Annotated in this window: 14 protein-coding genes; 5 read left to right on the top strand and 9 right to left on the bottom strand. The window is 55.7% G+C overall.

The genetic code is table 11. The features are described from left to right. Positions 1–33: 33 nt before the first annotated feature. Positions 34–753: a fatty acid metabolism transcriptional regulator FadR gene (fadR, locus tag ACOTX3_RS07510; RefSeq protein ID WP_013096152.1), complete on the bottom strand. Its 720-nt coding sequence runs from the start codon at positions 751–753 to the stop codon at positions 34–36. A 201-nt stretch (positions 754–954) separates the two neighbouring features. On the opposite strand from fadR, the gene nhaB reads away from it, so the two are divergent. After that, positions 955–2,493, top strand: a complete 1,539-nt coding sequence (gene nhaB, locus ACOTX3_RS07505) for a Na(+)/H(+) antiporter NhaB (RefSeq protein WP_058678601.1) — start codon at positions 955–957, stop codon at positions 2,491–2,493. A gap of 46 nt (positions 2,494–2,539) precedes the next feature. Continuing rightward, positions 2,540–3,070 (top strand): disulfide bond formation protein DsbB, encoded by a 531-nt coding sequence (gene dsbB / locus ACOTX3_RS07500; RefSeq protein WP_058678600.1) that lies wholly within the window; start codon positions 2,540–2,542, stop codon positions 3,068–3,070. A gap of 121 nt (positions 3,071–3,191) precedes the next feature. Here the strand turns inward: dsbB and ACOTX3_RS07495 are convergent, their stop codons facing one another. The 3 genes from ACOTX3_RS07495 to ACOTX3_RS07485 all read right to left on the bottom strand — a co-directional run bounded on the left by ACOTX3_RS07495 (position 3,192) and on the right by ACOTX3_RS07485 (position 4,707). After that, positions 3,192–3,632 carry a YcgN family cysteine cluster protein gene (locus ACOTX3_RS07495; protein ID WP_014832353.1) on the bottom strand — a complete coding sequence of 147 codons (441 nt, stop codon included), beginning with the start codon at positions 3,630–3,632 and terminating at the stop codon, positions 3,192–3,194. A 92-nt stretch (positions 3,633–3,724) separates the two neighbouring features. Next, a complete protein-coding gene (locus tag ACOTX3_RS07490) occupies positions 3,725–4,384 on the bottom strand; it encodes a fumarylacetoacetate hydrolase family protein (protein WP_013096147.1) in 660 nt (219 codons plus the stop codon). A gap of 47 nt (positions 4,385–4,431) precedes the next feature. Then, positions 4,432–4,707: a YcgL domain-containing protein gene (locus ACOTX3_RS07485; protein ID WP_013096146.1), complete on the bottom strand. Its 276-nt coding sequence runs from the start codon at positions 4,705–4,707 to the stop codon at positions 4,432–4,434. Between the two features lie 123 nt (positions 4,708–4,830). Here ACOTX3_RS07485 and minC point away from each other — a divergent pair, with 123 nt between their 5' ends. Genes minC through minE form a run of 3 tightly spaced genes read left to right on the top strand, consistent with a single transcriptional unit; the run spans position 4,831 to position 6,647 of the window. Beyond that, complete coding sequence (gene minC / locus ACOTX3_RS07480; protein WP_020690845.1) at positions 4,831–5,538, top strand: septum site-determining protein MinC; 708 nt, start codon at positions 4,831–4,833, stop codon at positions 5,536–5,538. 23 nt (positions 5,539–5,561) lie between these two features. Continuing rightward, positions 5,562–6,374: a septum site-determining protein MinD gene (minD, locus tag ACOTX3_RS07475; RefSeq protein ID WP_013096144.1), complete on the top strand. Its 813-nt coding sequence runs from the start codon at positions 5,562–5,564 to the stop codon at positions 6,372–6,374. A 3-nt stretch (positions 6,375–6,377) separates the two neighbouring features. Further along, positions 6,378–6,647 carry a cell division topological specificity factor MinE gene (gene minE, locus ACOTX3_RS07470; RefSeq protein ID WP_008500504.1) on the top strand — a complete coding sequence of 90 codons (270 nt, stop codon included), beginning with the start codon at positions 6,378–6,380 and terminating at the stop codon, positions 6,645–6,647. A gap of 73 nt (positions 6,648–6,720) precedes the next feature. Here minE and rnd read toward each other — a convergent pair whose 3' ends face one another. The 5 genes from rnd to ACOTX3_RS07445 form a co-directional block, all read right to left on the bottom strand. After that, positions 6,721–7,848: a ribonuclease D gene (gene rnd / locus ACOTX3_RS07465; RefSeq protein ID WP_029882295.1), complete on the bottom strand. Its 1,128-nt coding sequence runs from the start codon at positions 7,846–7,848 to the stop codon at positions 6,721–6,723. 71 nt (positions 7,849–7,919) lie between these two features. Further along, positions 7,920–9,605 carry a long-chain-fatty-acid--CoA ligase FadD gene (fadD, locus tag ACOTX3_RS07460; RefSeq protein WP_072193822.1) on the bottom strand — a complete coding sequence of 562 codons (1,686 nt, stop codon included), beginning with the start codon at positions 9,603–9,605 and terminating at the stop codon, positions 7,920–7,922. A gap of 203 nt (positions 9,606–9,808) precedes the next feature. After that, positions 9,809–10,390, bottom strand: coding sequence for a Slp family lipoprotein (locus ACOTX3_RS07455; RefSeq protein ID WP_013096141.1), 582 nt, complete (start codon positions 10,388–10,390; stop codon positions 9,809–9,811). 37 nt (positions 10,391–10,427) lie between these two features. Continuing rightward, complete coding sequence (gene tsaB, locus ACOTX3_RS07450) at positions 10,428–11,123, bottom strand: tRNA (adenosine(37)-N6)-threonylcarbamoyltransferase complex dimerization subunit type 1 TsaB (protein WP_013096140.1); 696 nt, start codon at positions 11,121–11,123, stop codon at positions 10,428–10,430. Between the two features lie 66 nt (positions 11,124–11,189). Beyond that, a complete protein-coding gene (locus ACOTX3_RS07445; RefSeq protein ID WP_013096139.1) occupies positions 11,190–13,100 on the bottom strand; it encodes an ATP-dependent DNA helicase in 1,911 nt (636 codons plus the stop codon). Between the last annotated feature and the right edge of the window lie 4 nt (positions 13,101–13,104).

Below are 13,104 nucleotides of genomic sequence, written 5' to 3'. Positions count from 1 at the left end.
AAAAAAAACCTCTCACTTGAGAGGTTTTTTATTTCAGCGGCCCTGAATGGCTAAATCACCCGGCAGTGTTTTCTGCATCCGGTGCCAGATTTCACCGGAATCGTGGCCGTAGCGGCGCACCGTTTCATACACCTGATCGTGCAGGCCTTCAGTACAGAGCTTGCTGAGCTTATGGTAGAAGCCCAGCGCCAGGCTGCGCGCCTCGGGGTTGGCAAAGTAGTGGCGACCGATACGGGTATACAGCCCTTTCATGCCGTTCAGGATCAGACCGTACACCGGGTTACCGGAGGCAAACGCCAGTCCGCGGAAAACGTTGTAATCGAGCGTGGCAAAGGCATCCGCGTGATCTTCCACTTCGTTCGCGCTGGCAAGCACCTGCAGCGCGTCTTCCGGATGCTGACGAAAAGCGGTACGAATAAAGATTGTCGCAATGTTGGTACGCACCGAGAGCAGATTATCGATCAGCTGTGGCACGCTTTCGTGATCGAGGCGTGCCAGCGTTTCAAGAATGTTCAGCCCGGAGGTTTCCCAGAAGTTGTTTACTTTCGTTGGCTTACCGTGCTGGATCGTCAACCAGCCATCGCGCGCCAGTCGCTGGAGCACTTCACGCAGCGTGGTGCGAGTGACGCCAATCAGTTCAGAGAGTTCGCGTTCAGCCGGAAGAATGGATCCCGCAGGGAAGCGATTATTCCAGATGCTTTCAATGATGTACTCTTCCGCGAAACCCGCCGGGCTCTGCGCCTTAATGACCATAGTGAGATTTCCATTACACAGCTTTTGCAAATTGCACTCATCATACCAGAGGCATGCAGTGGCAGGTAGCGCGTGAAAGAGAGAAAAGAGGGATCGCTGTTTTATTTTCGTGAAATTTACAATACACGCTTATCCGCCTCTGCCCCGCGTTTTTTGCGTATACTGATGTTTTGTTTTACCTGACGGGGAAGGACGTCTGTTGTGGAAATTTCTTTTGGGCGCGCGCTGTGGCGCAATTTTTTAGGCCAGTCTCCTGACTGGTACAAACTGATACTTCTGGTTTTCCTGGTTGTTAATCCCATTATTTTTAGTATCGCTCCGTTCATCGCCGGGTGGCTGCTGGTGGCGGAGTTTATCTTCACCCTGGCCATGGCGCTGAAATGTTATCCCCTGCTGCCGGGTGGTTTGCTGGCTTTTGAAGCCGTGGTTATCGGCATGACGAGCGCAGAGCATGTCAAAGCCGAGCTGGCATCCAACCTGGAAGTGCTTCTGCTGCTGATCTTCATGGTGGCCGGTATCTACTTTATGAAACAGCTGCTGCTGTTTATCTTCACCCGCCTGTTGCTCAGCATTCCGTCTAAAACGATGCTGTCGCTGGCGTTCTGCCTTGCTGCCGCATTCCTTTCGGCCTTCCTGGATGCGCTAACCGTCGTGGCGGTGGTCATCAGCGTTGCCGTCGGGTTTTACGGCATTTATCACCGCGTGGCATCGTCCCGTCCGGGCGAGGATTTGCAGGACGACAGCCACGTCGAGGCGCATAACCGTGAGGTGCTGGAACAGTTCCGCGCGTTTCTGCGCAGCCTGATGATGCACGCAGGCGTCGGTACCGCATTAGGTGGCGTGATGACCATGGTAGGTGAGCCGCAAAACCTGATCATCGCCAAAGCGGCTGAGTGGCATTTTGGCGAGTTTTTCCTGCGCATGGCCCCGGTCAGCCTGCCCGTGTTCGTCTGCGGGTTAGCGACCTGTATCCTGGTCGAGAAATTCAACGTTTTCGGCTACGGTGCGCAGTTGCCTGAGCCAGTTCGCAAAGAGCTGCATAAATTCGACGAGCAGAACCGTACGCAGCGCACGCGCCAGGAGACGCTGCGTCTGATTGCGCAGGGGATCATCGGTCTCTGGCTTATCGTCGCGCTGGCTTTCCATCTTGCCGAAGTCGGGCTGATTGGTCTTTCAGTTATTATTCTTGCGACGACCTTTAGCGGGGTAACGGATGAACATGCTATCGGTAAAGCCTTTACCGAAGCCCTGCCGTTTACCGCGCTGCTGGCGGTCTTCTTTGCGGTGGTGGCGGTGATTATCGACCAACACCTGTTCGCCCCGATTATTACTTTTGTACTGCAGGCGGCGCCCGACGCGCAACTGTCGCTCTTCTATCTGTTCAACGGCCTGCTGTCATCCATCTCCGATAACGTTTTTGTCGGCACGGTCTACATCAATGAAGCCAAAGCGGCGATGGAAGAAGGCATTATCAACGCCGGGCAGTTCGAGCTGCTGGCGGTTGCCATTAATACCGGCACCAATCTGCCGTCGGTGGCGACGCCAAACGGACAGGCCGCGTTCCTGTTCCTGCTGACCTCGGCCCTCGCGCCACTCATACGTCTTTCTTATGGAAAGATGGTCTGGATGGCGCTGCCCTATACGCTGGTGCTCACCATTGTGGGATTGCTTTGCGTCAAAATTACCCTCATTCCCTGTACGCAATGGCTGATACAAGCGGGTATACTTGCGGCGCATTAAAATTCGTTTACACTGCGCTTTCTAAGCATGTTCCAGGGAAATGATTATGTTGAGATTTTTAAACCAGTGCTCCCGCGGTCGCGGAGCATGGTTGTTAATGGCCCTGACCGCCTTTGCGCTGGAAATGGTCGCGCTGTGGTTCCAGCATGTGATGGGACTCAAACCCTGCGTGCTCTGTATCTACGAGCGCTGCGCGCTGTTTGGCGTCATGGGCGCGGGTCTGTTGGGTGCGATTGCACCTAAAACACCGCTCCGCTACGTCGCTATCGCGGTCTGGCTGTACAGCGCCTGGAAAGGGATTGAGCTTTCCTGGCAGCACGCCATGATGCAACTGCACCCGTCGCCGTTTATGACCTGTGATTTCGCTGCCCGCTTCCCGAGCTGGTTGCCGCTGGATAAATGGCTGCCGCAGGTGTTTGTCGCTTCCGGTGACTGCTCAGTACGTCAGTGGGAATTCCTGTCGCTGGAGATGCCGCAGTGGCTGGTGGGCATTTTTGTGGCCTACTTCGTCGTGGCGCTGCTGGTGCTGATTGCTCAGCCGTTTAAGCCGAAGAAGCGCGATCTGTTCGGAAGGTAAAAGCAAAACGGCAACGATAGTTGCCGTTTTTAGTTTTTGCGCCCTCTCCCGTGGGAGAGGGTTGGGGTGAGGGCATCAGGCCGCACCCCAATAAAAACCCGCCTCGGCGGGTTTTTATTTATCACCGGGTCGGGTGATTCATAATGTGGTCTTCCCAGTCCCGCACCTCGGACTCTTTCACCGCGATGTGGCGCACCGAAATACGCTCGCCGTGCATGGCCGCTTTAGACCCGGTCAGCAAGGGGTGCCATGTCGGCAGATCCTTCCCTTCCGCCAGCAGGCGATACGCGCAGGTATGCGGCAGCCATTCAAACGTCGGCAGGTTCTCACGGGTGAGCTTAATGCAGTCCGGCTCGAACTCGAAGCGGCGCTCGTAGTTGCGGCACTGGCAGGTTTTGATGTTTAACTGCTTACAGGCAACGTTGGTGAAATAGATTTCATCAGTGTCTTCATCCATGAGCTTATGCAGGCAGCACTGCCCGCAGCCGTCACATAACGACTCCCACTCCACGTCTGTCATTTCGTCGAGAGTTTTGCGTTGCCAGAAAGGGATGTCGTTCATCAGGATGTCCACACGTCAAAAGAAAGCGCACCTTATAACGAGTCTGGCACGTTGATGCAAGTTTTGCCGCCCTGAGGGGCGGCAAAATGCGTTTACAGCACGCGGGTTTTCAGTGACAGGCCGTTAAAGCTCACGTCCAGTTCGTCTCCACCTTTAAGAGGGCCGACACCTTCTGGCGTACCGGTCAGGATCACATCACCCGGCTTAAGGGTAAAGAAGCGGCTCATATAGGCAATCAGCGGCACGATCTTATGGATCATATCTGCCGTGGTGCCCTGCTGGCGGATCTCACCGTTCACTTTCAGGCTGAGGGACGTGTTCTGTGGATCGCCGGTAAATTCGCCGACCGGAACAAAACCCGAGATCGGGCAAGCATTATCAAAGCCTTTGGCTTTTTCCCACGGCTGCCCTGCTTTCTTCAGCTTGCCCTGTACCTCACGCAGCGTCAGATCCAGCGCCACGCCGTAACCGGCGATAGCTTTTTGCACATGCTCTTCGGAGGCCTGGCGTAGCGTCGCGCCAATCAGCACCGCCAGCTCCACTTCATGATGCACAGAACCCAGTCCCTGCGGCAGTGCCAGCGGCTGGCGGATATCGCAAAGCGCGGTTTCCGGCTTAATGAACAGCACCGGCTCTTCTGGCGTCGCGCTGCCCATTTCCTGAATGTGTTTGGCATAATTGCTGCCCACGCAAACCACTTTGCTGACGGGATAATCCAGTAATGCACCTTGCCAGTTATGATGTTGATACATGGTCGACCCCTAAACGGTTGATGTGTTATGCCCGAAAACAGGTGAGGCTATTTTTTACCGGTCGCCTCAAGATGCTGTTTTAATAAATTCTCGGGAGGTGGCGGAAGCTGTAAATAATAGCCTTGCTCCGTTAAGGCCGTTTTAACTTTTTCCAGATCGGCGTTAACCAGTTTCTTACGACCGTCGAGCGGCAGCAGCATCGCCAGCTGAGGTCGGCCAAAGCTCTTCATTAATTCTTCTGGCACGCGGGAAAAATCGTCTTTCTTTTCGACATAAAGATAGGTCTGGTCGCGGCTTGTACTTCTGTAGATCACACAAAACATGTTTTTACTCTGAATTCATAGGTGGTTGCTTGCCTCAATATACTCCTGACTATAACATGCCTGATACTCTTCGGAATATCGCAGCGAGTGGTTGCGGTTAATAGCAAATTGAGTAAGGCCAGGATGTCAAACACGCCCATCGAGCTTAAAGGCAGTAGCTTCACCTTATCAGTGGTACATTTGCATGATGCAAAACCCGAGGTTATTCGTCAGGCGTTAGAAGACAAAATCGCTCAGGCTCCCGCCTTTCTGAAACACGCCCCTGTTGTTATCAATGTCAGCGGTCTGGAATCCCCGGTTAACTGGAAACAACTCCAGCAGGCCGTCTCCTCTACCGGTCTGCGCATTGTGGGCATCAGCGGCTGTAAAGATACTGAGCTGAAAGCGGAAATCGACCGTGCGGGACTGCCTCTTCTGAACGAGGGCAAAGAAAAAGCCCCACGTGCGGCCCCCGTTGCCGTTGAAACGCCCCCACCTGCGGTACAAAACGTTACCGCCCTCACAAAAACGCGAATGATTGATGTCCCGGTTCGTTCCGGACAGCGCATTTATGCACCAAACTGTGATCTAATTGTTACAAGCCACGTCAGCGCTGGCGCTGAGCTGATTGCAGATGGCAATATTCACGTTTACGGTATGATGCGTGGGCGTGCACTCGCCGGGGCGAGTGGCGATCGGGACGCACAAATATTTTGTACTCACCTGACTGCGGAACTGGTGTCCATCGCAGGTGAATATTGGCTGAGCGACAAGATCCCAGCCGAATTTTATGGCAAAGCGGCTCGTCTGCGACTGGCAGACGACGCGTTGACCGTTCAACCGTTGAATTGATCCCTTTTTAACAAGGAATTTCTATGGCACGCATTATTGTTGTTACTTCGGGTAAAGGAGGCGTTGGCAAGACCACCTCCAGCGCGGCCATCGCTACTGGTTTGGCCCAGAAGGGAAAGAAAACCGTCGTTATCGATTTCGATATCGGTCTGCGTAACCTCGACCTGATTATGGGGTGTGAACGTCGCGTCGTGTATGACTTCGTAAACGTGATTCAGGGCGATGCCACCCTTAACCAGGCGCTGATTAAAGACAAGCGCACCGAGAACCTTTATATCCTCCCGGCCTCTCAGACGCGTGACAAAGACGCCCTGACCCGCGAAGGGGTTGAAAAGGTGCTCGATGAGCTGAAAAAAATGGAGTTCGACTTCATTGTCTGTGACTCCCCTGCCGGTATCGAAACCGGTGCCCTGATGGCGCTCTATTTCGCTGATGAAGCGATCATCACCACGAACCCTGAAGTGTCATCCGTCCGTGACTCTGACCGCATTCTCGGGATCCTCGCATCCAAATCCCGCCGTGCGGAAAATGGCGAAGACCCGATTAAAGAGCACCTGCTGCTGACCCGCTATAACCCGGGCCGCGTAAACAAAGGTGACATGCTGAGCATGGAAGACGTGCTGGAGATCCTGCGCATTAAACTGGTGGGCGTCATCCCGGAAGACCAGTCCGTGCTGCGCGCCTCTAACCAGGGCGAGCCAGTGATCCTTGATACAACAGCAGATGCCGGTAAAGCGTATGCGGATACGGTTGACCGTCTGCTGGGAGAAGAACGTCCTTTCCGCTTCATTGAAGAAGAGAAGAAAGGTTTCCTCAAACGCCTGTTCGGAGGATAAGTTATGGCATTACTGGACTTTTTTCTCTCGCGGAAAAAGAACACCGCCAACATCGCAAAAGAACGACTGCAAATCATCGTTGCGGAGCGTCGTCGTAGCGACGCCGAGCCTCACTACCTGCCGCAGCTGCGCAAGGACATCCTGGAAGTGATCTGCAAATATGTGCAGATTGACCCGGAGATGGTCACCGTGCAGCTGGAGCAAAAAGACGGGGATATTTCGATTCTGGAGCTGAACGTTACGCTCCCGGAAGCGGAAGAGTCGCGTCCGTAGTTTTTGATTTCGTAGCCCCGGTAAGCGCAGCGCCACCGGGGGAATATGCCGGGTATATCGCCCGGCATATTGATTATCGTGGATACCCTTCCAGCAACGTATTCAGGCGATCGGCCATCAATTCCCCGCGCCAGCCCGCCATCATTTCCGGTAAGCCATTCTGCGGTTTCAGCTTCCAGTGCCAGTTCAAAAGCTGGTTTATCTGACGACGTGATGCCAGCAGTTCGGCACTCAGTTTGCTTTCTGCCGCCACAGCCTGCACCAGCGCTTTAATATCTTTAAACGCTTTGCGATAGCCCGGCATATCCATCAGATTCAGCAGCGGCTCTGGCAGTGCGTCATCCGGTATCTGCTGCGCTTTGGCCACCAGCGCGAGCAGCGTTTTTCCGTGAAAACGAATTTCGCTGCCTGAAAGCCCAATGCTGTCCAGCTCGCCCATGCTGCCTGGCATATAGCGTGCGACCGCCCACAGGTGCTCTTCGCGTACCACAAAGTTAACGGCCAAATCGCGTTCGCGCGCTTTACGCAGGCGCCAGTCGGCTAATAATTGCAGACAGGCCAGCTGACGCGTACGCAGCTGCCACGCGTTGCTGATATCGCGCCAGGCCTCTTTCGGGTCAGCGATTTCCTGGCGACGTTGCTGCGTCATGCGACACTCATCCAGTGCAGCAGGCAGCCAGCCGGAGGCTTCTGCCTCTTTCATCAGTTGTCCGGCAATCGGCAGCAGGTAAAACACATCTGCCGCAGCGTAGTCCAGCTGACGCTCTGTGAGCGGGCGCGCCAGCCAGTCGGTACGGGATTCACTTTTATCCAGGGTCAGGCCGGTGTACTCCTCAACCATGGCGGCAAAGCCCCATGAAAGCGGACGATTGCTGAACGCAGCGAGGATCTGCGTGTCAATCAGCGGCTGCGGCATGATGCCAAACGTATTCAGAAAGACTTCCAGATCTTCACTGCCTGCGTGCAGGTATTTGGTGACCGCAGTATCAAGCAGCAGGTCACGCATCGGCGTCCAGTCGGTAATGCCGAGCGGGTCAATCAGCGACACGTGTTTGCCGTCGTACATCTGAATCAAACCCAACTGCGGATAATACGTCCGGGTACGGACAAACTCGGTATCCAGGGCGATGGCAGGAAAGTCGCGCGTCACTTCGCACAGCGAAGCCAGCTCGTCGTTGGTCGTGATCATCTGGTAATTCAAAACGGTTTCTCTTTTGTTTGCGCCCATAAAAAACGCCGGCTAAACCGGCGTCTGGGCGATTAGCGTGAAGCTCAGGCCTTATTGTCCACTTTGGCACGGGCTTCGTCACGTAATTCTCGTCGTAATATCTTCCCGACGTTCGATTTCGGCAACTCATCGCGGAACTCCACCAGCTTCGGCACTTTATAGCCGGTGAGCTGACGGCGGCAGAACGTGATGAGCTCCTCCTCGGTAAGAGAGGCGTTTTTCTTCACCACAAAAATCTTCACTGCCTCGCCGCTGCTGCCGGAAGGTACGCCAACCGCGGCAACTTCAAGCACGCCGCTATGCTGCATCACCACATCTTCGATCTCATTCGGATAGACGTTAAATCCGGAGACGAGGATCATGTCTTTCTTACGATCGACAATGCGCAGGAAGCCCTCTTCGTCCATCACCGCGATATCACCGGTGTGTAGCCAGCCGTCTTTGATGATTTCGTCGGTGGCATCAGGACGCTGCCAGTAGCCCAGCATCACCTGTGGCCCTTTAACGCACAGTTCACCCGGCTCGCCCGGTGCAACTTCGTTGTCGTCATCATCCACCAGTTTGGCTTCCGTCGACGGTACGGGCAGGCCGATACTGCCGCTGTGATAGTCGATATCATGCGGATTGACGCTGACCAGCGGGGCGCATTCGGTCAGGCCATAGCCTTCGAGTAAATACTGGCCGGTGAGTTTCACCCAGCGCTCGGCCACCGCCTGCTGAACCGGCATTCCGCCGCCCGCAGAGAGGTGCAGCGTGGAGAAATCAAGCTGCTGGAACTCTTTGTTATTAAGCAGCGCGTTAAACAGGGTATTCACTCCGGTCATGGCGGTGAACGGGTATTTCGCCAGCTCTTTAACCAGCCCCGGAATGTCGCGTGGGTTGGTGATCAGCACGTTCTGACCGCCCAGCTCAATGAACAGCAGGCAGTTCATGGTCAGCGCAAAAATGTGATAAAGCGGAAGCGCGGTGATGACCACCTCTTTGCCCGGATGCAACAGCGGCCCGTAGGTCGCATTCACCTGTTCAAGGTTCGCCAGCATATTGCGGTGAGTCAGCATGGCGCCTTTGGCCACGCCGGTAGTGCCACCGGTGTACTGCAGGAACGCAAGATCCTCTGACACCACTTCCGGTTTGACGTATTGCATACGATACCCGGCATGCAGCGCGCGGCGGAAAGAGATGGCATCCGGCAGATGGTATTTCGGTACCAGACGTTTAATGTATTTGACGACAAAGTTAACCAGCGTGCCCTTGGCGGTGGAGAGCTGATCCCCCATGCGCGTCAGGATGACGTGTTTAACCTGGGTTCTGTCGACCACTTTCTCCAGCGTGTGGGCAAAGTTTGAGACGATCACAATTGCGGTCGCGCCGCTGTCGTTCAACTGATGCTCCAGTTCACGTGGGGTGTAGAGCGGGTTGACGTTGACGACAATCATCCCGGCCCGCAGGATACCAAATAACGCGACCGGGTATTGCAGCAGGTTCGGCATCATCAGCGCGACGCGATCCCCTTTTTGCAGCCCCAGCCCTTCCTGCAAATAGGCCGCGAACGCCCGACTCCGCTCCTCAAGCTTACGGAACGTCATCACCTCACCCATATTGATAAACGCGGGCTGATCGGCGTAACGCCTTACCGAGTGTTCAAATAATTCAACCAGGGATTGATAACGGTCAGGATTGATCTCCGCAGGCACATCTGCGGGATAACGGTTAAGCCAAACCTTGTTCAATGCATCACCTCTGAATTGAGTGTTCGTCGTCATCACAACCCCGATAATAAACAGTTTGTTAACATTATATTAACTCAGCGTACCAGTTTATTAATTGCCCAGATTTAAGGTTGCGAAGCGCGTCACTCTTTTTTTTCGTTTTAGCCGTAAAAAAACAGAGACAGCGGCTGAGCCGCTGTCTCTTTTCTAACAATAACAGTAAGTTACTCAGTAACGATCGTCTGTACCTGCGCCGGGCCTGGGTTATACCAGCCCCAGCCGGGGTAGCCGTAACGATACGGGTGTGGGCCCCACATCCACGGATCAACAGGCTGAGGCGGCATGATCACCTGCTGTGTCAGCCGCCAGCGTTTGTAGCCGTTAACCTGCATGGTCATAAATTTGTAAGGCGTTGTGCCGATTTTGCCCTGTGTCGTGCCGGTAATCGGCCCGACGACGGTCACCAGCTGTCCACGGAAATCAACCGGGTCGAGGAAGCCGCTGACATCGGCAAAAATGCGCCCACGCGAGGTTTCGCCGAGGATCGGCCGCGCGCCGCTATCCAGTGGCACGGTGGCGATCTCCAGCCGGGTTTTCCCCTGCTGGTTTTGCACCTCAATCACCTTCCCGCCGAAGCGCGCTTCCTGACCGACGTAAAGCTCAGGGGCATTCATCACGCGAACCAGATCCTGCTGTGGCGTAGGGCTACTGCCCTTAATCGCATCAGGAACGGAAACGCATCCGCTCAGTGCTATGGCCACAGCGCCTGCCATAATTAGGCGTACTACTTTAGTCTGAACCGCCATGATGCGACTCCTTTTTCTCAGTTCCTGTTACTGAGATTCACTCGCGGCCTGGAAGTTTCTTCCACGCGACGGTGTTTCGCAAATAAACCGGCTCGGCATGTTCAACAGCCACGGTTTTTCCTGCTGCGAGCAGCTGGCAGGCCAGAGGAAGCATATCCTCTGCGGCAGGCAGAAGCATGTTGCCGTCCACCAGCGTTACGCCGGTACCGTTTGCCATGTCAGGCCATGCCGCCCAACCGGTCCCTACCGTCGCCCATTCACCGGAGAGGTTCTGCAACCGTTCGGTTACCGCTTCCGGCTTGAGCACCGCTTCCGTCTCTTCGCCGTGCCACACGCCCTGCTCGTCGCGGGTGTATTCAGCCCAGTAGACTTCGCCCATGCGGGCATCAATCGCTGCCAGCACACGGGTAGCACCGGTCATACGCCACGCGCCCTGCGCCATCGTCGCCAGGGTGGAAACACCGATCATCGGCAGGTCAGCGCCCAGCGCCAGCCCCTGCGCAATACCGATCCCAATGCGTACACCCGTAAAGCTGCCGGGGCCACGGCCAAAGGCCAGCGCATCGAGGTCGGTTAAGGTGGTGTTGCCCTGGGTCAAAATCGCTTTCACCAGGGGCAGAATACGTTGGGTGTGTTCTCGTGGGCACTCTTCGAAATGAGCAGAAATAGCACCGTCGTTCCACAGAGCAACGGAACACGCCTCTGTAGCGGTATCAATAGCCAGAATTCGCATCAGTCGTCGCGCTCTCGCAATGGTCAGTCACAAAATGGCGCGCATCTTAGCACACTCCCGGGCAAATTACTCCGCCGTTGGGTTGGCCAGGAAGCGAACCGCGCGTTTAATGTCCCGCGTACGCGGCGCGGGCGGCAGGCTGGCGAGGAAGGTCGCACCGTAGGGGCGCATCACCAGCCGGTTATCACAGATTACGAGCACGCCGCGGTCGTCCACGTCGCGGATCAGTCGTCCTACCCCCTGCTTAAGGGTGATCACCGCGTCCGGCAGCTGTACCTCGTCGAAAGGATCGCCCCCGCGCAGACGGCAGTCTTCCATTCGCGCTTTGAGCAGCGGATCGTCCGGCGAGGTAAAAGGCAGTTTATCGATAATGACCAGCGACAGGGTATCGCCCCGCACGTCCACACCTTCCCAGAAGCTGCTGGTTGCCACCAGAAGCGCATTCCCGGCACTGACAAACTGCTGTAACAGTTGCCCTTTGCTGGTTTCCCCCTGCAGCAGCACCGGCAAGGTCATGGTGGCGCGGAACTGTTCTGCCAGGTCGCGCATCATGGCGTGAGAGGTGCAGAGCATAAAGCAGCGGCCATTGTTGGCCTCAATCATCGGCTTCAGCATGGCTGCCAGCAGGCGTGCGGCGCCGGGCTGGTTGGGTAACGGCAGATTACGCGGCACGCAGAGCAGCGCCTGTTTTTCATAATCAAACGGGCTCGGCAGCAGCAGTGACTCCGCCTGTTCAATCCCGAGACGCTCGGTGAAGTGGTGCAGATCGTCATTCACCGACAGGGTCGCGGAGGTAAATATCCAGCTCCCCGGTTTTTGCGCCATCACCTCTTTGAATTTGTCTGCCACCGTCAGCGGCGTAAGCGCCAGGGTGAAATGACGAGACGTGCATTCATACCAGTAGCTGTACCCCGGCTGGTTGATCTCCTTCAGCCGTTTCAGCCGCCCGCGATAGAGCGTGGCGCGCTCGAAGGCAGCGTCCAGCAGCGCAGAACGGCCAAGCGACAGTTTCGCCACGTCGTAACAGAGTTCCAGCGCATCATCCAGCAGCAGTAGCGCACGCTGGATATTATTGTCCGCCAGCAGCTCGCGCAGATTGCCGCGGTAGCCCGGCTCGCCAAGCTGCAGGCGAAAATCCTGCGCGCTTTGCGCGAGGCGATCGGCACATTTTTGCAGCTGCTGGGTATCTTTTAATTCAGTGCGATAAGCAATGGTGAAATCTTTCGCCAGATCCAGCAGCTGGCGGCTGGAGAGCGACTGGCCGAAATACTGGCTGGCGATATCCGGAAGCTGATGGGCTTCGTCGAAGATCATCACTTCCGCTTCAGGAATAAGTTCGCCAAAACCGCTGTCTTTCACCACCATATCCGCGAGAAACAGATGGTGGTTGACCACCACCACATCTGCATCCATCGCCGTTTTACGCGCTTTGACCACAAAACAGTCTTTATACAGCGGGCAGTCGCTGCCCAGACAGTTGTCATTGGTGCTGGTCACCAGCGGCCAGGCAGGAGAGTCTTCCGCCACGCTCGCGCAGGTGCTGATATCCCCCTCTTCCGTCTGGTTAGCCCAGGCGCGAAGGATGATCACATCACTCAGGGTCTGCACCGGCAGGTCGCCGCCCGCCAGCGCCTGCTGTTCAAGACGCTCCAGGCAGAGATAGTTGGAGCGCCCTTTCAGCAATGCCAGCCGCCCTTTGTATTTCAGCGCTTTTGCCACCGTCGGCAAATCACGGCTGTAGAGCTGATCCTGCAACGCCTTCGAGCCGGTAGAGATGATCACCTTCTTTTTCGCGCGCAGCGCCGGTGCAAGGTAAGCGTAGGTTTTTCCCGTGCCGGTTCCGGCCTCGACCACCAGCGGCTGTGCCTTATCGATGGCGCGAGCGACGGCATGCGCCATCTGACGCTGCGGTTCACGCGGTTTAAAACCGGGAATAGCCTGTGCTAACTGCCCTTCAGGGGAAAAATCGTCTGCCACGGTG

The organism is Enterobacter cloacae complex sp. IR5384 (assembly GCF_049237265.1).
Lineage (GTDB): Bacteria > Pseudomonadota > Gammaproteobacteria > Enterobacterales > Enterobacteriaceae > Enterobacter > Enterobacter cloacae.
The sequence above is the reverse complement of the archived record's forward strand: the minus strand, read 5'-3'. Positions and strand labels throughout refer to the sequence as shown.